We start from the raw sequence: 19202 nt of genomic DNA, 5'->3' as shown, positions 1-19202 counted from the left end.
GCTTACCTTCATGGTGCAGAGGTAATAAAAAGATACATAAGGGTTGAAGAGGTGGCTCGGGAATATGGATTAAGTGTTGAAGAAACTGAATATATTGCTAAGGCGGCAGGTTCTTTATACAAGCTTAGCATTAAATGTATCCGTCAATGAATTTGGATATGTAAATCTTGCCTATATGCTCTCTATCTATGAGCCGGATATTACTAATGCAAAGGAAGAACTTGCAGAAAAGTCCGGGCAGACAGCTGATGAGATAACATTTAGTGATGATGCTTTGGCAGAGCTTAGAAGGGCAGTTCTTGTGGAAGAGCTGGAGGGACTGATTTTCTTAAATCCCGACCGATACAATGAGAATAATCCGGAGGTAGGCTGGGAGACAGCAGACGAGTATCTGTTCGGAAATGTAAGGGATAAGCTTCGTGTAGCAAAGGCTATGGCAGCAGATACAGATAATCCACAGGCTGAGAGATTTGCAGGAAATGTGGCAGCACTTGAAAAGGTACAGCCGGAATGGATAGAGGCATCAGATATTGATGTAAAGATTGGTACGACATGGATTGAGCCTCTGGACTATGAGCAGTTTATCTATGAGCTGCTTAATACACCAAGACGGGCAAGAGCAGTAAGGAGCCAGTATTATAATTCAGGTATTCAGGTGCATTTGAATAAGATGAGCATGGAATGGTTCATCGAGAATAAGAGTATGGATAAGCATTCAGTGGCAGCTACTAAAACTTATGGTACAAGCCGCATGGATGCTTATTCTATTTTTGAGGATACACTGAACCTGAAAACTGTAACAGTCAGGGACAGGATTGATGATGGAGATGGCAGGTATCATTACGAAGTCAATAAGAATGAGACAATGCTTGCAAGGGAAAAGCAGAACATGATCAAGGAGAAGTTCAAGGAGTGGCTGTTTGCAGAGCCGGAGCGAAGACAGAAATATGTGGAGTATTACAACGAGACATTTAATAACATCCGCCTGCGTGAGTATGACGGAAGTCACTTACAGTTTCCGGGAATGAATCCGGCGATTGAGTTAAAGCCACACCAGAAAAATGCGGTGGCAAGAATTCTTCTTGGGGGAAATACTCTGCTGGCACACTGTGTCGGTGCCGGAAAGTCATTTGAGATGATGGCTGCCTGCATGGAGCAGAAGAGACTTGGACTTGCCAATAAGACAATCATGGTTGTACCAAAGCCGCTTATCGGTCAGACGGCATCAGAGTTTTTAAGGCTTTATCCGTCAGCAAATATCTTAGTTGCCACGGAGCGTGATTTTGAAAAAAGCCGCAGAAAGCAGTTCGTATCAAGGATTGCAACTGGTGACTATGACTGTATCATCATGTCACACTCACAGTTTGAGAAAATCCCAATCTCCGCAGAGAGAAAGGAGCGAATGCTTAACGAGCAGATTGATGAAATCAGCTATGCGATTGATGAGATGAAGGAGCGTAACGGAGAGCGATGGACTGTAAAGCAGATGGAAAGCCAGAAGAAAAAACTGGAGGAACAGCTGAAATCCTTGTCAGATGAGAGCAGGAAGGATGACCTTATTACCTTTGAGGAACTGGGTGTAGATTCTATTATGGTAGACGAAGCACATAATTTTAAGAACCTTGCGATTTTTTCCAAGATGAATAATGTGTCAGGTATCAGCAGTAGCGGAGCTAAGAAGTCAACGGATATGCAGCTTAAATGCCAGTATTTGTCTGAGATAAATGATGGCAGGGGTATTGTGTTTGCAACAGGTACACCAATATCCAATACCATGTGTGAGATGTATGTCATGCAGCTTTACTTACAGAAAGCGGCACTTGAAGAGATGGGGATTTATCACTTTGATTCTTGGGCAGCAAACTTTGGTGAAGTGACAACAGCACTTGAGCTTACTGTAGAGGGAAGCGGATTTCGTTTTAAGAGCAGATTTAATAAGTTTACGAATCTGCCGGAGCTTATGAATATCTTCCGTGAGGTAGCAGATGTGCAGACCGCAGACATGCTTGACCTTGATGTGCCAGCTCTCCGTGGCGGCAAGCCTATTATAGTGGAGTCGGAGCCTGACTGGTATGTGAAGCAGGTCATGGAAGACTTTGTTGTGAGGGCAGAGCGTATCAGAGGCGGTGGAGTTGATCCAAGCGTGGATAACTTTCTAAAGATTACCCATGAGGCAAGACTTCTTGGAACGGATGCCAGACTGATTGATAAGGATGCGCCGAACAATCCGGATGGAAAACTCAATAAGGTAGCGGAGAATGTATGGAAAGAATATGAGAAAGGAAATGCTGATGGTCATATAGGCTGCCAGCTTATTTTTTCGGACATCGGCACACCGGGACCAGATAAGGACTTTACCATCTACGATTATCTGAAAGAAACACTGATCCAGTATGGTATTCCGGCAGATGAGATAGCTTTTATTCATGATGCCAAGACGGATGCACAAAGGGACGCACTTTTTAAGGAGATGAGGACAGGTAAAAAGAAGGTTCTTATCGGTTCAACGGACAAGTGTGGAACAGGTGTCAATGTGCAGACACACCTTGTTGCAATGCATCATGTGGATTGCCCTTGGAAGCCTTCTTCTATTGAACAGAGGGAAGGACGAGGCATACGACAGGGTAATGAAAATGAAGAGGTGGCAATCTACAGATATGTCACCAAAGGGACATTTGATGCATACAACTGGTCGCTTGTTGAAAATAAGCAGCGATTCATCAGTCAGGTCATGACAAGCAAGGCTGTAAGCCGAAGCTGTGAGGATATCGACGAGGCAACACTTTCCTATGCAGAGATTAAAGCGGTTGCCACAGGCAATCCTTTAATCAAGGAAAAGATGGAGATTGACAATGATGTCCAGAGATTAAAGCTCTTAAAGGCATCCTATGACAATCAGAGATATGGCTTGCAGGATAACTTTATGATTAAGTATCCGAAGCTGATTAAGACAGCAACAGAAAAGCTTGCCAATGTAAGAGAGGATGTAAAGGCAAGGGATAAAGAGCTGATTGATAATCCGGAATTTGCCATTACCATAGGCAAAGTAACTTACACAGAGCGTGTGGATGGCGGAACGATGATGCTTGAAGCAATCAGTAAATGTAAGACCGGAGAGACAACTGTAATCGGTAAATTCCACGGATTTGAGCTGCTTGTGGAAAAGAACTTCCTTGGCATCAATTATATGGTGCTTCGTGGAAAGACAGAGTATAAAGCAGAGCTTTCCACAAGTCCTGTCGGCAGCATGGTGAAGCTGGAAAACCTGTTCAATGGACTCCATGAGAACATTGATTTCTTTGAAAAGAAGATTGAGCAGTACCAGAATGACCTTGAAGCATCAAAGGCAGAGTATGACAAGCCATTTGCGTACAGCAAGGAACTGGAAGAAAAGCTGGCTAGGCAGTGTAAACTGAATGCCCAGCTTGACCTTGAGAACGCAAAGGCTGTGGATGCAGACCTGAGCGGACCGGAGGAAGAAAGAGAAGCTGATGACAGAATGGAATCTGCAGCAATTGTAGCAGAGGATAAAGGTGCTTATCCAGCCGACAGAGAGGGCAGAACACGATAGGAGAGTGAATAATATGAGCATAAGAAAAGTGGTCGCAGGACTACTGATTGCAGCAGGGATTGCCATTATGGCAGTCCCTTTTTTCTGGCGGACAACCGGAGAAAAACAGACAGAACAGCTCATAAGTGAATTTGAGCAGACATTGGAGGATGATTACGATGAAGAAACAGATGTGGAGGAAGAGCAAACCTCCATTAGTAAAGAGGATGAAGCCATTCTTAAAGAAGGCGGTGTTATCGGCATCATTGAGATACCGGGCTTAGATATCAGGTATCCGGTAATGGAAGGAACCACAAGTAAAGTGCTTAATGCAGGGATTGGTCATATAGAAGAGACTGCAGGAATCGGAGAAAGTGGCAACTGTGTATTGTGCGGTCATAATGGCAGCAGATATGGCACATTTTTTACACCACTAAGTCAGATATCCATAGGTGATGAAGTAATGATAACCGACAAAAATGGGCTGAAGCATATCTATGAGGTAATAGAGACAGAGGTAGTAAATCCGTATGATAACAGCATCAAGACACAGGGTACAGAAAAAGAATTAACTCTTTTTACCTGTTCCCAGAAAGGAACCATGCGTTTTGTGGTCAGGTGCATTTATAAGGAGGCGGTGATGGATGAATAAGAGATACCGATTAGGTGAGATAGAAGAGGCAGTAGCAGAAATGGAAGAGCTAATTGACATCGAGGATGATATTGCTGAGATTGATGATGACTTTCAGATAGTCGTAAGCGGCTGGTCTGTGTATGTCGAAAGCCTGAATCTGACACTCAGACAGGGAATAGCCTGTGTATGGGATGCAGAGGAAGGATTATTTATGCCTGATTTTGATGTGACTATCGTGTATGAGGGGAACATTGAAACACAGGAGTGGCTCTATTACGAGCAGGATGGAATGGTCGTTACACTTGGCAACTGGCTTAATGGCAGATTGTCTTGTGAACAGATAGAACAGCTTTGGTGTGAGCTTATCATACCGGAGCAAAACAAAGAACAAAAAGAAAGCGAGGAATAGCATATGAAGTATTCAATTAAAGTAAACGAAGTAAGAGCAAAAGAGGGCAGCAACATCAAAGGATTTGCAACAGTAGTATTTGGTGATTCATTTAAGATTACCAATATTGCAATCCTTGAGAATAAGGATAAGGGAGAGCTTTTTGTATCAATGCCAAGATACCGCTCCAATGAGCGTGATGAAAGCAACGGTGTGATCTATAAGGATGTGTGCAATCCTATCACAGCAGAGTTTCGAGAGGAACTCTATACCAATATCCTTGATGCCTATGCAAGAATTAAGGAACCGGAGAAAGAGGAGACACAGAAGCAGGAGCGTACACAGGAAATGCCGGAGTTTTCCGTAACTGTAACACCTTATGAGAGGGAAGGTAGTAACATCAAGGGACTTGCACGCATTTATTTTGAAAACAGTTTCATCGTAAATAACATCAATATCGTGCAGGGCAAAGAGAAAATCTTTGTATCAATGCCTTCTTATAAGACAAAGCAGGTGGACGAGCAGGGCAAGCCAATCTACCAGGATGTCTGCTATCCGGTCACAAAGGATTTCAGGGAAAAACTCTATAATGAGATTATCTCTGAATATGAGAAAGCAAAGGATAAGAGCAACGAAAATGCAAGAGAGAGTGCAGAGAAACATCATGGCAATCCCGATAAAGAGAAGGACAAAGAGGCGACGCCCTTTCGATAATCAGTAATCAGAGTACAGGGGCGGCCAAGGCTGCCCCATTTACAGAATGGAGGAAACAGAATGGATATGGAAGCAGGAAAAACACTTACCAATGAGGAGGTCATAAGAGAACTTCTCGACTTATTAAAGAAAAATGCCATGAAAGAGCAGGCAAACGATGTATTTGAGATATGCAGCTATGTGGATGGACTGGAGAAAAAGATTGATTCCATGACGGAAGAACTCACCAATATGCAGAACCAGATCAAAGAAATGCAGGAAGATACTCTTGTCAATAATGCTAAAAAGGGCTTGACAAATAAAGGGTTAAGGAATATAATTAGATTCAGTTTTATACAAGGAGTTAATAAATATGCGGCAAGGTATTCTTAAATAAACTGTCAATTTGATAGTGGGAACAAAAAGTAGCAGTCCCGTTTCACTTTTAATATGGGGCTTAGTTTTTTGTACCCAGTTTAAGAATACTTTTATCATGTAATTTTATATGCCCGAAAACATATAAGTGTTTTGGGGCTATTGGAGTTATTTACCCAGTGATAGGAGTATTTATCACTGGGTATTTTTATGCCCTTTTTTGGGTGTTGATAGGAGGAAAATCACATGAAAATAATTAACTTAGGCATTCTGGCTCACGTTGACGCAGGAAAGACAACATTAACGGAAAGTTTATTATATACCAGTGGTGCAATTGCAGAACTAGGGAGCGTAGATGAAGGCACAACAAGGACAGATACAATGAATTTGGAGCGTCAAAGGGGAATCACTATCCAGACAGCAGTGACATCTTTTCAGTGGGAGGATGTAAAAGTCAACATTATAGATACGCCAGGCCATATGGATTTTTTGGCGGAAGTATACCGTTCTTTATCCGTTTTAGACGGAGCAGTATTATTAGTTTCTGCAAAGGATGGCATACAGGCACAGACCCGTATACTGTTTCATGCACTACAGACAATGAAGATTCCGACAATCTTTTTCATCAATAAAATTGACCAAGAGGGGATTGATTTGCCAATGGTATATCGGGAAATGAAAGCAAAGCTTTCTTCGGAAATTATAGTGAAGCAAAAGGTTGGGCAGCATCCCCATATAAATGTAACGGACAATGACGATATGGAACAGTGGGATGCGGTAATTATGGGAAACGATGAACTATTAGAGAAATATATGTCAGGGAAACCGTTTAAAATGTCAGAACTGGAACAGGAAGAAAACAGGAGATTCCAAAACGGAACGTTATTTCCCGTTTATCACGGAAGCGCTAAAAACAATCTGGGGATTCGGCAGCTTATAGAAGTGATTGCCAGTAAATTTTATTCATCAACGCCTGAAGGTCAATCTGAATTATGCGGGCAGGTTTTTAAGATTGAATATTCAGAGAAAAGGCGGCGTTTTGTTTATGTGCGTATATATAGCGGAACATTGCATTTGAGGGATGTTATTAGAATATCTGAAAAAGAGAAAATAAAAATCACAGAGATGTGTGTTCCGACAAACGGTGAATTATATCCATCCGATACAGCCTGCTCTGGTGATATTGTAATTTTACCAAATGATGTTTTGCAGCTAAACAGTATTTTGGGGAACGAAATGCTGTTGCCGCAGAGAAAATTTATTGAAAATCCTCTCCCTATGCTCCAAACAACGATTGCAGTAAAGAAACCTGAACAGCGGGAAATATTGCTTGGGGCACTTACAGAAATTTCAGATGGCGACCCTCTTTTAAAATATTATGTGGATACTACAACGCATGAGATTATACTTTCTTTTTTGGGGAATGTGCAGATGGAAGTCATTTGTGCCATCCTTGAGGAAAAATATCATGTGGAGGCAGAAATAAAAGAGCCTACTGTTATATATATGGAAAGACCGCTTAGAAAAGCAGAATATACCATCCACATAGAAGTCCCGCCAAATCCTTTCTGGGCTTCTGTCGGGTTGTCCATAGAGCCGCTCCCTATTGGAAGCGGAGTGCAGTATGAAAGCAGAGTTTCACTTGGATATTTAAATCAATCGTTCCAAAATGCGGTTATGGAGGGGGTTCTTTATGGCTGCGAGCAGGGGCTGTATGGATGGAAAGTGACAGACTGTAAAATCTGTTTTGAATATGGATTGTATTATAGTCCTGTAAGTACCCCCGCAGACTTTCGGCTGCTTTCCCCTATCGTATTGGAGCAGGCTTTAAAAAAAGCAGGGACAGAACTATTAGAGCCATATCTCCACTTTGAAATTTATGCACCGCAGGAATATCTCTCACGGGCGTATCATGATGCTCCAAGGTATTGTGCAGATATTGTAAGTACTCAGATAAAGAATGACGAGGTCATTCTGAAAGGAGAAATCCCTGCTAGATGTATTCAAGAATACAGGAACGATTTAACTTATTTCACAAATGGGCAGGGAGTCTGCTTGACAGAGTTAAAAGGATACCAGCCAGCTATTGGTAAATTTATTTGCCAACCCCGCCGCCCGAATAGCCGTATAGATAAGGTTCGGCATATGTTCCACAAGTTAGCTTAACAGCTTGCAAAAGTCATATAAAATGAGATTTGAAAGGAGAATGTAACTTCATGTTTGCTAAAAATTCAAAGGCATATTCTGTCTACCTGCTGTTCCGATTTGTCTGTTCCCTGGCGGTTTCTATGTCCACAGTGCTTTCCATCGTGTACCACCTGGAGGTGGTGCAGCTGGATGCTTTCCAGCTTGTCCTGGTAGGGACGGTTCAGGAGACCTCCTGCTTTCTGTTCGAGATGCCCACCGGTGTGGTGGCGGATTTGTATAGCCGTCGGCGCTCGGTGCTGATTGGAATGTTCCTCTACGGCCTGGGCTTTCTGATGGAGGGTGCGCTACCGTGGTTCGCGCCGGTTCTGCTGGCCAGGTTGTCTGGGGTTGCGGTGATACCTTCATCACCGGCGCTCTGGAGGCGTGGATTGCCTCGGAGGAAGAGGACAAACCCATAGACAAGGTGTTCCTGCGGGGCAGTCAAATGGGGCAAATCGGCGGCGTTCTGGGCGTGGTGCTGGGCACACTGCTGGGAAACATAAACCTGCAAATGCCTGTCATCTTGGGGGGCAGTTTGTGCTTGTTGTTGGGGCTGGTGATGGTTCGCATCATGCCAGAAACCAACTTCTCCCCTGCTATTGAGGAACGGCAGGGCTTGCTTAAAGACTTTGTCTGCCTGTTCAAGCTCAACCTGGGCTTTGTGAAAGGCGCACCTGTGTTGCTGGCGCTCTTAGCAATCACACTATGCGGGGGACTTGCCAGTGAAGGCTTTGACCGGCTCTCCACCGCTCATTTTCTGGATGACACGGTAATACCCGTTATCGGGCCGCTGAACAGCGTCACTTGGTTCGGTGTTATCAGTCTTATCGGCAGCGGCTTAGGTATTCTGGCTTCTCAGTTGCTCATCGCCCGCATGGAGAAAAAAGGGACTGTCAGCCGAACCAGTGTGGTCATGTCCACCAGCGCCGGGTATATCCTGTTCCTGGTTCTCTTCGCGGTGGGGCGGAGCTTTTGGTTCATGTTGTTGGTGTTCCTGCTGGCGGGGCTTATGCGCACCATCAAGGAGCCTGTGCTGGCCGCCTGGATGAACGACCAAGTGGATGAGAAAATGCGCGCCACAGTCTTTTCCACCAGCGGACAGCTGGACTCTTTCGGGCAGATCATCGGCGGGCCTATTGTGGGGCTGGTAGCCCAGCAGGTGTCCATACCCTGGGGGCTGGTCTGTACCGCTTTCCTGCTGTTGCCCGCGCTGTTCTTAGTGCCGGTGGCGGGAAAGAAGCGGGATTGATATGGCATAGTTAAGTTTACTGACGAGCGGGAGATTACTTCCGCTCGTCTTCATTTAGTAGCGCAAAATTTGAGGACTCTTTATTTCCTTATTCGGTATAGCGGAGGCGGCTGTCAATTCGACATAATTTTCTTGTGATACTTTACCGTACATGAGCATTTGTTTCGTATTTGAAAGAACAAACTCACCAAATAAAAAAAACGATATTCGGGTGGGTTATTTTGTTATACCCTAAATTACCCTCTGAATTTGTTTTTAAATTTGGAGGGATTTTTTTATGTCCTTTTTTCGGGCAGTTATCTATCTGCTCATACGAAGCAAAATTTATCAATACATAGCATATCAGAGAACGGCAGGAAACCAGTTAAAAAAAATTTCTGCCAGTGCAACGGTACTTCTCACCTTGAAAGTAGAAGTACAATCTCCATACAATAGAATTACTATTTCCTATAACCGTAAAGGTCACAGAGCCTTTGCGGTTTTTCTTTTGTCGATTTTTGTTGGAAAGTGCCGTAGGGCTGTTTCTGATATGCGGTGTCGTTCTCCGCCTCTCCATCTGGATTTTTTACATTTCAAAAATTCAGATGGGAGGTATTTATGGTGAAATATGCACCAAGAAAGGTATATATCAGAGAAAGTGGCGGCTATGTGGAATTATCCTACACGGAGTTCTGCCGTTGCAGGGAATCCGACCAGACCTATATGGACAAGCTGTTTATCCCCATTCAAGGCTGTCTGCTTGAAGTCGTGAGGGAGCAATACACAGACTTCTACCGTGACAAGGAACGGTGGCGTTATCTGCAAAAATTAGATACAAAGAATAGACTGCTATCTCTCGACGGATTTACGGACAGCGAGGGGAATCCTCTGGACTTTATCACTGATGAAGCGGTGGACATTGCAGAAACCGTTGTCAATGCGGTCATGGTGGACAGGCTGAAAGCCGCCCTGCCTTTGCTGTCGGATAGTGAACAGGAGCTGATACAGGCAATCTTTTTTGACGGACTTTCCGAGCGTGAAGTCGGGGCGAGGTTGGGCATAACCCAGAGCGTTGTAAACAAACGCAAAGCCAGAATCCTAATAAAACTAAGAAAGATAATAGAAAATTAAAATTTAAGGCGTTCAGCCCCCTTGTTTTTTCCTTTGGGAAGATGAGGGGGCTTTTCTCTGCCCTCTCAATCAATTCTGATTGGAGGAAATAAGAATGGCATACAACCACGGACGGGAGGACAGGAAATGGCGTATCTGGAAAGAAGCGGAGGAAAAGCTGCTGCGTGAGTGCGGCGTTGATGAAGCGACCATTGAGCAGATACGCATGGCGGACAGGGCAGACTTCAATTCCAACAGGCGGTTTTACCGATGGACGAATGACGTTGCGGAATATCTTGAGGACATGGCAGGCAGGGAGCGGCAGGCGGAAGTGGGTACGGTTGCGGAGTTACTGGAAGAGATTGAGAGCGAAAATCTCTATCAAGTATTAGTCACGGTGGACGGGCGTACCTTGAAAATCGTCCTGCTGAAAATGCAGGGGTATTCCACAAAGGAGATTGCCCCGCTTGTGCATTTGACGACTGGTGCCATCTATGCGAGGTTAGACCATCTGCGGAAGAAGCTGCGGAAAATTTTATAGCTTCTAAAACAGCCTGCCATCCTGCGGGCTACTGGGTGAGGGATGGAAATCCCCTCACTCATTTTTTGCAGGAGGACAACAGGATGGCATACAGGGTTAAGGCATACACGCTTCGGGAGGAATCCACGGAAAGCGGCACAAGGTATTTTATCAGCTTTAAGGACGGGCAGGGCAAATCCCACGAGTTGGAAGTGTCGGAACAGTTCTTTATGGAGTTTCGGCAGATGGAGCGCAGGAACAGGAATCTTTTCTAATGGGACGAGCGGCACAGGGAGTTTAACGAGGTATGGGACGAAACCCTTTACAGACGGGCGTTGCGTGTGCCTAAGAGCCTTGATGAACGCATGGTTGAGGAAGAACGGAATGAAACGCTCTATAAGGCGGTTGGGAGCCTTCCAGAGATACAAAGGCGGCGTTTCCTGCTCTACTACGAGTATGAGTTCAATTTTTACCAAATCGCCGCTATGGAGCATTGCACCGCTTCGGCAATACAGAAATCTGTTGCGATTGCAAAGGAGAAAGTAAAGGCGGAAATTGAAGAAATATCTCCAACCGTGACCGACACCGCCCGAAAAAGAAATCTGTTTTTTATTTGTGTGGGATTGGCGGCATTACATACTCTCACTTTTTTCCGTGGGAGTAAATCTATTTTTAAGGAGGTCAACGCCTATGTGCAACGAAAACAAAGACACCGCCCGAAAGGAGGAAAGCCATGCAGAAGTTACAGACAGTCAACGCCGAAACGCTCCTTTATGAACCGCTTGAGAAACCATCCTTTGTGGTGGACAGCCTTATCCCGACAGGCTTATCGCTGTTCTGCGGCTCACAGAAGATAGGCAAAAGCTGGCTCATGCTGAAGCTATGCTTATGCGTGTCGCAGGGAATCCCTTTATGGGATATGCCGACAATGGAGGGCGATGTGCTTTACCTCTGCCTTGAGGACACGTTCTGCCGCATACAGGACAGGTTATTTCGTTTGACGGACGAAGCAAGCGGGCGGCTCCACTTTGCCGTGGCAAGCTGCAAGCTGTCAGACGGTCTTATCGTGCAGCTTGAAGATTATCTGAAAGATTACCCAGACAGCAGGCTCATTGTCATTGATACCTTGCAGAAAGTCCGTACAGCTTCAAAAGACAATGCCTATGCAAGCGACTATGGGGACATCTCCCTCATCAAAGACTTTGCCGACAGGCACTCTCTGGCGGTCATTGTCGTACACCACATCCGAAAGCAGAATGACAGCGACGTGTTCAACAAGGTGTCTGGGACGACAGGATTAACGGGGAGTGCGGACGCTACCTTTGTTCTGGAAAAGGAGAAACGTGCGTCTGACACCGCCAAGCTGTATGTGACGGGCAGGGACACGCCTTATCAGGAATACACGCTGCGTTTCCGTGATTGCCGTTGGGAGCTTGTGGAGCGGAAAACGCAGGAGCAGCTTGCGAAAGAAACGATACCAGATGTCCTTTTTCGGTTGGTGGATTTTATGAGGGATAAGGAAGAATGGATAGGCACGGCAACGGAACTGTTAGCCGCTATGGGGGAAACGGAAACCATACCCACGGTGATTACGAAATGGCTGAATGAATACCGCACCACATTTTTAAGCGAGAACCGTATCTGCTACCAGTACAGCCGCAGGAAAGACGGCAGGCGGATTGCCCTTGCAAGGAGGGCGGGTGACAGCGGTGATGGTGGTGACAGCGATATTAGGATACCCCCCTGTTACTGTCATTGACGCTTAAAGCCATGTAAAGCTGGCGGCTCTGCTGCGGGTGACAGCAGTGACGGTGGTGACAGTGATTTTAGGATACCCTGCCGCTGTCATCCCTACGGGAGAACACCCCGTAAACGCAAAATGCAGGCGTGAGATTTACTCGCCCTTTTCGGTCGTGTAAAACCACCCCTGCGGTCAGAAAAATCATTCCGATTTTTCCGACTGCGTTTACAGGGTGTAACACACTACACTTTGCCCTGCAAAGTCGTGTGCCAGACGTTCCCTCTGGACTCCCTTAAGGCAGGGCTGTGCCCTGCTATCCTACGCCTTACGGCTTCGGATAAAAGAATGGCGGCATGACGGTGACGGCTCTTGCGAGGGGGGTATCCCAAAAACACCGTCATCATCGACATGACCGTCATGCAGGGGGTGAGGGTGACAGTTGCGGCAGTCGGCAGGGGGTATCCCAAAACTGCTGTCACCACCGTCACCGCTGTCACCCCAAAGGACGGTCACCCGCCGAAAGAAAGGAGGAATCCGCCTATGCCTTATGCAATCCTGCGTTTCCAGAAACGAAAAGCGGGCGGCGTTGCGGCTTGTGAACGCCACAACGAGCGGAAGAAAGAAGCCTACAAAAGCAACCCAGATATAGATATGGAACGCTCTAAAAACAATTACCATCTCATAGCACCACCAAAGTACACCTACAAGAAAGAGATTAACCGCATGGTAGCCGAAGCGGGGTGCAGGACAAGGAAAGACAGCGTGATGATGGTGGAAACGCTCATCACAGCTTCACCAGAATTTATGAACCAGTTACCGCCCGAAGAACAAAAAGCGTATTTCCAGACGGCTCTTGACTTCATTTCGGAGCGTGTTGGAAAGCAGAATATCCTCTCCGCTGTCGTCCATATGGACGAGAGAACGCCCCATATGCACCTCTGCTTTGTGCCGATTACGCCAGACAATAAGCTGTCAGCGAAAGCTATCTTAGGCAACCAGAAATCATTATCCGAGTGGCAGACCGCCTACCATGAGCGGATGTCCTCACGGTGGAATCAGCTTGAACGGGGGCAGTCCTCAATGGAAACCAAGCGGAAACACGTCCCCACATGGCTCTATAAATTAGGCGGCAGGCTTGATAAACAGTATGAAGAAATCGTGTCTGCCCTATCCGACATCAACGCCTTTAACGCAGGGAAGAAAAGGGATAAAGCGTTAGATTTACTCTCTGCATGGCTGCCAGACGTGGAGAAATTCTCTAAGGAAATCGGGAAACAGCAGGCGTATATCGACAGTTTGAAAGAGAGAATTGGGCAGGAATCAGACTATGCGGGGCGTATGCGTGATGAAAAGTACGAGCAGGAACTAAAGGTGCAGAAAGCGAATCAGAAGATATTTGAATTGCAGAGAACCAACGAGCAGATGGGGCGGCTGCTGTCAAAAATACCGCCCGAAGTGTTGGAAGAATTGCAGAAAAATCATAGAAGCAGAGCGAAAGAAAGGTAGATATGTGAATGAAGAAACAGGATTTTAAGGTGTTAAAGACCAAAGACTTGTACCCGTTCCCCGACAATCCGTTTCATGTGGCAGAAGATGAAACACTGTCAGAGTTAGCGGAAAGCATCAAGGAATTTGGCATTGTCACGCCGATAATCACACGCCCGAAAGAGGACGGGGACGGTTATGAAGTGATTGCAGGACAGCGGCGTGTCCGTGCTTCTGAACTTGCAGGGATAAATACCGTGCCTGCGTTTGTCCTGCCCTTAGACCGTGACCGAGCCATCATCACCCTTGTAGACAGCAATTTGCAGCGTGAGAATATCCTGCCATCGGAGCGGGCGTTTGCTTACAAGATGAAATCCGAAGCCATGAAGCGGCAGGGTTTCCGCACAGACTTAACCTCGTCACAAGTTGTGACGAAGTTGCGGACGGACGACAAGGTGGCACAGGGCTTCGGCGTGGGCAGGATGACCGTGCAGCGTTTTATCCGCCTGACGGAACTGATACCGCCGATTTTGCAGATGGTGGACGAGGGGAAAATCGCCCTCACGCCTGCGGTGGAACTGTCCTTCTTGAAGAAAGACGAGCAGGAAAACCTCTTTGCCACGATGGAGAGCGAAGAAGCAACGCCCTCACTCTCACAGGCACAGCGGATGAAACAGTTAAGCCAGAGCGGGCGGCTTGACATGGATACGATATTTGCGATTATGACGGAGGAAAAGGGCAACCAGAAAGAAACCTTGAAAATCAACACAAGCAAGCTGAAAAAATACTTTCCGAAGAACACAACGCCGAAGCAGATGGAGGAAACCATCATCAAACTTTTGGAGCGTGAGTTGCAGAGGAAACGCAACCGTGACAGCCGCTAATCTTCTTTTTTCGGGAAGTAAATACAGAGAGTTGAGGTATGGAGAATGAGAGAAATCCAGTATGAAATCGTAAAGGAAATCGCAGTATTGTCTACGGGCGACAGTGGCTACACAAAGGAAATCAATCTCATTTCATGGAATGGGAAAGAGCCGAAGTATGACATCCGCAGCTTTTCCCCGAACCGTGAAAAGTGCGGCAAGGGAATCACGCTGAACGCTGATGAAGCGGCGGCACTCCTTAAAGCATTACAGAAAGAATTAAACAGCGAGGATTAATGGTATCTGATTGGCAGGGCGGGGACATTTCCAAACTCTTCCCTGCCCTGTCTGGAAAGGAAGATTTAAGTATGGGCGAGGATAAGAAAGCAGATAAAAAGAGAAAGCGTATCGTGCCAAAAGCACCAGTGCAGATGATAATCAGCCGTGAATATGTCGGCACACAGACCGTTACAGAAGCGTTTGTCCCGATTATCTCCGAGGATATTCGGAAGAAGATTGCCGAGGGCGACACCTTCGACAATGAGGGGCTGTCCGCTTAGAATGTACGCAATGGGACATGAAAACAGATAGGACAGATACGGAGGTTTTACAGTATGGCAGGAATCAAAGAAGAAAAGAAAATCTATTTAGTCGGCATTTATTGCCGCTTATCTAAAGACGATGGTACGGATAACGAGAGTGCGAGCATTGCGACACAGAAATCCATCCTCACGGATTATGTGAAAAAGCAGGGATGGCACATAGCAAAAACGTATGTGGACGATGGTTATTCTGGTACAAATTTCCAAAGACCAAGTTTCCAGAATATGATAAAAGACATTGAAAGCGGTCTGATAAACTGCGTGATTACGAAAGATTTATCCCGTCTGGGGAGAAACTATCTTGATTGTGGGTTATATCTGGAAGTTTTCTTCCCAGAGCATAACGTGAGGTATATAGCGGTCAATGACGGCGTAGATACCTTGAATAAATCTGCTATGGACATCACGCCTTTCCGCAACATTTTAAACGAAATGTATGCCGCTGACATATCTGTTAAGATAAAATCGGCATATCGGGCGAGGTTTCAACAGGGGAAATTCATGGGAACTACCGCCCCTTATGGCTATATCAAAGACCCTGCCGACCACAACCATCTGCTGATAGATGATAAAGTGGCACATGTTGTAAAAGAGATATTCGACCTTGCATTAAAAGGGAATGGAGTTGCCAAAATTTGCAGACATCTTAATAAACAGCATATCCTACGCCCTGCCGCTTATGCGGCGGAGCGTGGCGAAACAGGCTTTGAACGTCATTTTGAGGGGAACGAGGACAAACGCTATATTTGGAGTGGGAACAGCGTGAGGAGCATTTTAAGAAGCCCGATATATGCGGGAAATCTTGTAGGCTACAAACGGATTGCCGCCAATATGAAAAGCAAGAAACGCCCCTCTAAGCTGCCCGAAGAATGGGAAGTGATACCCAATACCCATGAGGGAATAGTCACGCAGGAGGAATTTGATATTGTCCAACAGCTTATTACAAGTCGTAGGCTTCCACAGAACAAGGGAGGATTTGTAAATATTTTTGCAGGCGTTATCAAGTGTGTGGACTGCGGATGTGCTCTGCGGGCAATGAACGTACACAGGAGGAAACGCCCAGAGATTATCGACTGTGTACAGTATTCATGTAATAATTATGCAAGAAACGGAAGAAGCGAGTGTAGTGCCCACAATATAGAAGCAAGGGATTTATTCAATGCCGTTCTTGCCGACATCAACTGTTTTGCGGATATGGCAGTGAATGATGAAAAGGCGGTCAGGGCCATAGAAAAGCGGCTCACGGAAACAGACCAGAGCAGGGCGAAAGCATTAGAGAAAGAACGTAAGAAGCTGAACAAACGCCTTGCGGAACTGGACAGGCTGTTTTCCTCTCTCTACGAGGATAAGGTCATGGAGCGTATTACCGAGCGGAATTTTGAGATGATGTCGGGGAAATACCAGAAAGAGCAGCTTGAAATTGAAGCAAGGCTGAAAGAGGTGACGGAAACTCTTAATGAAAGCTACGAGAAATCACGGGGAATCCGTGACTTCCTCGCCCTTATCCGAAATTATCAAGGCTTAAAAGAACTGGATGCAACAGTTATAAACGCACTCATAGACAAGATACTTGTTTCGGAGCGTGAGAAGATGGCAGACGGAACAGTGAAGCAGGAAATCAAGATTTACTATAAATTCATCGGCTTTGTCGATGAATTACATATCATACCTACAAAACGGTGGGCAGCAATGCCCGCTAAAAATTGTACGGTGTGCGGCGTTGAATATGTCCCGGGCTCTGGTGCATCAAGGTATTGTCCTGCTTGTGCCAAGAAGATACGGAGGGAGAAATCAAACGAGAGCAAACGCAGGAGCAGAGAACAGAAAAGGATAGCATGTATGAACTGTCCGCAAAAAATGACCGACTGAGAAGGAACGGTCAGCGGGACTTATAAACTGACAAGGCAAGAGTAAAATATGGTGTTCAGTAAAAAACAGAAACTATTGACGGAGGTCTATATGAAAACTAAAAAAGTATTACCGTTAATCTCGCTCCTGTTTGTCGCTATAATGCTTTTGTCTGTTGGAATGATAGCAAAAGAGTATCGGGAACGCCAACAAGATATAAAAGGGTTTGAAAAATTATAGGATATTATAACCGAAGTTGAACAAACGGAAATGGCGGATAATGTTGAACAGACCGAAACACCGCAGGAACAGAAACAGTCCTCGCGCAATCTGACACCGTTATTTGAAGCAAACGGGGATTGTATCGGCTGGATATGTATTCCGAATACGGCGGTGAATTATCCGGTTATGTTTACACCCGAAGAACCTCAGAAGTACCTTCGTAAAAACTTCGAGGGTGAATACAGTGTGTCAGGTATTCCGTTTTTGGATGGGGCTTCTACCCCGGAATGTGACAATTTGATTGTCTACGGTCACAATATGAAAAACGGTACGATGTTTTCTGATGTTACACAATATAGGGATAAAGCATACTGGGAGGAACATCCGTACATTGAGTTTGAAACAGCAGGCGGATTGAGAATATACCAAGTCTTTGCGGTGGTTTGCCTGAAGAAAACAGATGAATGGTACGGCTTTTCCTGTTTTGAGAGCAAAGAGCAGTAACAAAAGGCAATTTCGGAAATTAAAGACAGGTCGCTTTACGATACCGGAATCGAGCCGCAGTTCAAAGAGCAGCTAATAACCCTTTCCACCTGCTTCGGAGACAGTAAAGACAGCAGAATGGTTGTGATAGGTGTTGAGCAAATAAGGTAACATACCACGGAGGTACTTATGGCTGAAACAAAAAGCAGGATTTTATATATTCTAATATACCTATGGCAAACACGGATGCCGAGCATTATGCCACAACCGGAGATATTATTACATACTTAAAGGAAAACGGTATCTCCTGCGACAGAAAAACCATACCGGGAGACATTGCGAAGCTCTGTGATATTGGTATTGATATTGAAGAAGAAAGAAGCCGTGAGAACCGCTATTCCCTGAGTAGTCATATGTTTACCCTGCCGGAAGTGAAGCTGCTGATGGATGCGGTGGAGTCCTCAAAGTTCATTACGGCAAGGAAAAGCTCGGAGCTTGCAGATAAGCTGTCGCAGATGACAAGCGTGTATCAGTCGGAAGAACTGAAAAGGAATATCTATATTTCCGAGCGTGTCAAACCGATGAATGAGCAGATCTACTATTTGGTAGACAATATCAATAGGCAATCAACCAAGGCAAACAAATCTCATTTCTGTATTTTCACTATAACCAATATCGTGAGGAAGTTTCTAATAACGACGGTAAGCGCTATCATTTCTCCCCCTACTTACTTCCATGAAGCTGGCAATGGATAATGGAATCAGGTCTATTGCATTTCCTTCTATATCAACGGGAGTATATAGTTTTCCGGTTGAGTTGGCAGCAAAGATTGCAGTACATACAGTAAGTAGGTTCTTGCAGAATAATCCGGATTGTTTTGATCTGGTGGAGTGGGTGCTATTTGATACTCATACTGAATCGGTGTATGAATCTGAGGTTGATAAGTTATAAAACAAATAAAATGACAAAAGGGAGTTTTATGTACGCTGAAAAAATAGAATATGATGATATTGAAATGTCGAGCAGGTTACGGAATATTCTCAGAAGAAATGGTTTTGAGTCATTGGAAGGATTGAGAGAATATCCAAAGGAACATTTTATAAAGTTTCGTAATATGGGGCAGGCGACACTACAGGAATTATATCAGATGCTTCAAAGTGACAAAGAGTTATTTATGAAGAAGAAAGTCCCGGTTTTTTATTCTCCAAAAGATGTTAACAGATGTATAGTGTATTTAGAAGATTCACAATGAATATAAAATGCTATCAAGCGT

18 protein-coding genes and 3 pseudogenes are annotated in these 19202 nt (G+C 45.2%); all 21 read left to right on the top strand.

The window, feature by feature from the left end; genetic code table 11:
• The first annotated feature begins 73 nt into the window (after positions 1-73).
• The 21 genes and pseudogenes from DXA07_RS04115 (at position 74) to DXA07_RS04015 (ending at position 19181) form a co-directional block, all read left to right on the top strand.
• On the top strand, positions 74-3571 hold the full coding sequence (locus DXA07_RS04115) for a helicase-related protein (protein ID WP_243013730.1): 3498 nt from the start codon (positions 74-76) through the stop codon (positions 3569-3571).
• A gap of 13 nt (positions 3572-3584) precedes the next feature.
• Positions 3585-4202, top strand: coding sequence for a class D sortase (locus DXA07_RS04110; RefSeq protein WP_117477952.1), 618 nt, complete (start codon positions 3585-3587; stop codon positions 4200-4202).
• Complete coding sequence (locus DXA07_RS04105) at positions 4195-4593, top strand: hypothetical protein (RefSeq protein WP_117477953.1); 399 nt, start codon at positions 4195-4197, stop codon at positions 4591-4593. The genes DXA07_RS04110 and DXA07_RS04105 overlap by 8 nt, the downstream gene beginning before the upstream one ends.
• Before the next feature lie 3 nt (positions 4594-4596).
• The gene (locus DXA07_RS04100; protein WP_117477954.1) at positions 4597-5286 is read left to right on the top strand and encodes a SpoVG family protein; all 690 of its coding nucleotides are present in this window, start codon (positions 4597-4599) and stop codon (positions 5284-5286) included.
• 60 nt (positions 5287-5346) lie between these two features.
• A pseudogene (locus DXA07_RS04095) lies at positions 5347-5583 on the top strand (DUF6674 family protein); the annotation flags it as partial.
• A 303-nt stretch (positions 5584-5886) separates the two neighbouring features.
• A complete protein-coding gene (tet(O), locus tag DXA07_RS04090; RefSeq protein ID WP_117477955.1) occupies positions 5887-7806 on the top strand; it encodes a tetracycline resistance ribosomal protection protein Tet(O) in 1920 nt (639 codons plus the stop codon).
• A gap of 50 nt (positions 7807-7856) precedes the next feature.
• A pseudogene (gene tet(40) / locus DXA07_RS04085) lies at positions 7857-9076 on the top strand (tetracycline efflux MFS transporter Tet(40)).
• Positions 9077-9676: 600 nt separating this feature from the next.
• Positions 9677-10186: a sigma-70 family RNA polymerase sigma factor gene (locus tag DXA07_RS04075; RefSeq protein WP_105116765.1), complete on the top strand. Its 510-nt coding sequence runs from the start codon at positions 9677-9679 to the stop codon at positions 10184-10186.
• Positions 10187-10280: 94 nt separating this feature from the next.
• Positions 10281-10706 (top strand): sigma-70 family RNA polymerase sigma factor, encoded by a 426-nt coding sequence (locus DXA07_RS04070; protein ID WP_000323895.1) that lies wholly within the window; start codon positions 10281-10283, stop codon positions 10704-10706.
• Between the two features lie 83 nt (positions 10707-10789).
• Positions 10790-11264, top strand: a pseudogene (locus DXA07_RS04065) (sigma-70 family RNA polymerase sigma factor).
• 154 nt (positions 11265-11418) lie between these two features.
• Complete coding sequence (locus DXA07_RS04060; RefSeq protein WP_001170964.1) at positions 11419-12444, top strand: AAA family ATPase; 1026 nt, start codon at positions 11419-11421, stop codon at positions 12442-12444.
• Positions 12445-12966: 522 nt separating this feature from the next.
• On the top strand, positions 12967-13932 hold the full coding sequence (gene mobV, locus DXA07_RS04055) for a MobV family relaxase (protein ID WP_001820668.1): 966 nt from the start codon (positions 12967-12969) through the stop codon (positions 13930-13932).
• Positions 13933-13940: 8 nt separating this feature from the next.
• Complete coding sequence (locus tag DXA07_RS04050) at positions 13941-14795, top strand: ParB/RepB/Spo0J family partition protein (RefSeq protein ID WP_000743700.1); 855 nt, start codon at positions 13941-13943, stop codon at positions 14793-14795.
• 45 nt (positions 14796-14840) lie between these two features.
• Entirely contained in the window at positions 14841-15071 is a 231-nt protein-coding gene (locus tag DXA07_RS04045; protein WP_001206986.1) for a PC4/YdbC family ssDNA-binding protein, read from the top strand.
• Positions 15072-15142: 71 nt separating this feature from the next.
• On the top strand, positions 15143-15334 hold the full coding sequence (locus DXA07_RS04040) for a hypothetical protein (protein ID WP_001820669.1): 192 nt from the start codon (positions 15143-15145) through the stop codon (positions 15332-15334).
• Positions 15335-15388: 54 nt separating this feature from the next.
• Positions 15389-17245, top strand: a complete 1857-nt coding sequence (locus tag DXA07_RS04035; protein ID WP_001820670.1) for a recombinase family protein — start codon at positions 15389-15391, stop codon at positions 17243-17245.
• A 90-nt stretch (positions 17246-17335) separates the two neighbouring features.
• Positions 17336-17464, top strand: coding sequence for a hypothetical protein (locus DXA07_RS13690; protein ID WP_256448233.1), 129 nt, complete (start codon positions 17336-17338; stop codon positions 17462-17464).
• Between the two features lie 30 nt (positions 17465-17494).
• A complete protein-coding gene (locus DXA07_RS04030) occupies positions 17495-17950 on the top strand; it encodes a class B sortase (RefSeq protein ID WP_118483472.1) in 456 nt (151 codons plus the stop codon).
• A 212-nt stretch (positions 17951-18162) separates the two neighbouring features.
• Complete coding sequence (locus tag DXA07_RS04025; protein ID WP_118483470.1) at positions 18163-18684, top strand: hypothetical protein; 522 nt, start codon at positions 18163-18165, stop codon at positions 18682-18684.
• Positions 18677-18880 (top strand): macro domain-containing protein, encoded by a 204-nt coding sequence (locus DXA07_RS04020; RefSeq protein WP_330626458.1) that lies wholly within the window; start codon positions 18677-18679, stop codon positions 18878-18880. The genes DXA07_RS04025 and DXA07_RS04020 overlap by 8 nt, the downstream gene beginning before the upstream one ends.
• Positions 18855-19181 carry a DNA-directed RNA polymerase subunit alpha C-terminal domain-containing protein gene (locus tag DXA07_RS04015; RefSeq protein ID WP_348980740.1) on the top strand — a complete coding sequence of 109 codons (327 nt, stop codon included), beginning with the start codon at positions 18855-18857 and terminating at the stop codon, positions 19179-19181. Before DXA07_RS04020 ends, DXA07_RS04015 begins: the two co-directional genes overlap by 26 nt.
• Positions 19182-19202 lie beyond the last annotated feature (21 nt).

Source organism: Clostridium sp. AM54-37XD (assembly GCF_003478225.1).
GTDB classification, from domain to species: Bacteria; Bacillota; Clostridia; order Lachnospirales; family Lachnospiraceae; genus Coprococcus; species Coprococcus ammoniilyticus.
Note: the sequence above shows the minus strand (reverse complement) of the source record. Positions and strands in the feature narration are given on the sequence as shown.

Coding starts and splice junctions, on each gene's coding strand:
- DXA07_RS04110 (WP_117477952.1), top strand. CDS start 3,585: ATGAGCATAAGAAAAGTGGTCGCAGGACTACTGATTGCAGCAGGGATT.
- DXA07_RS04105 (WP_117477953.1), top strand. CDS start 4,195: ATGAATAAGAGATACCGATTAGGTGAGATAGAAGAGGCAGTAGCAGAA.
- DXA07_RS04100 (WP_117477954.1), top strand. CDS start 4,597: ATGAAGTATTCAATTAAAGTAAACGAAGTAAGAGCAAAAGAGGGCAGC.
- DXA07_RS04070 (WP_000323895.1), top strand. CDS start 10,281: ATGGCATACAACCACGGACGGGAGGACAGGAAATGGCGTATCTGGAAA.
- DXA07_RS04060 (WP_001170964.1), top strand. CDS start 11,419: ATGCAGAAGTTACAGACAGTCAACGCCGAAACGCTCCTTTATGAACCG.
- mobV (WP_001820668.1), top strand. CDS start 12,967: ATGCCTTATGCAATCCTGCGTTTCCAGAAACGAAAAGCGGGCGGCGTT.
- DXA07_RS04050 (WP_000743700.1), top strand. CDS start 13,941: ATGAAGAAACAGGATTTTAAGGTGTTAAAGACCAAAGACTTGTACCCG.
- DXA07_RS04045 (WP_001206986.1), top strand. CDS start 14,841: ATGAGAGAAATCCAGTATGAAATCGTAAAGGAAATCGCAGTATTGTCT.
- DXA07_RS04040 (WP_001820669.1), top strand. CDS start 15,143: ATGGGCGAGGATAAGAAAGCAGATAAAAAGAGAAAGCGTATCGTGCCA.
- DXA07_RS04035 (WP_001820670.1), top strand. CDS start 15,389: ATGGCAGGAATCAAAGAAGAAAAGAAAATCTATTTAGTCGGCATTTAT.
- DXA07_RS13690 (WP_256448233.1), top strand. CDS start 17,336: ATGAAAACTAAAAAAGTATTACCGTTAATCTCGCTCCTGTTTGTCGCT.
- DXA07_RS04030 (WP_118483472.1), top strand. CDS start 17,495: ATGGCGGATAATGTTGAACAGACCGAAACACCGCAGGAACAGAAACAG.
- DXA07_RS04025 (WP_118483470.1), top strand. CDS start 18,163: ATGGCAAACACGGATGCCGAGCATTATGCCACAACCGGAGATATTATT.
- DXA07_RS04020 (WP_330626458.1), top strand. CDS start 18,677: ATGGATAATGGAATCAGGTCTATTGCATTTCCTTCTATATCAACGGGA.
- DXA07_RS04015 (WP_348980740.1), top strand. CDS start 18,855: ATGAATCTGAGGTTGATAAGTTATAAAACAAATAAAATGACAAAAGGG.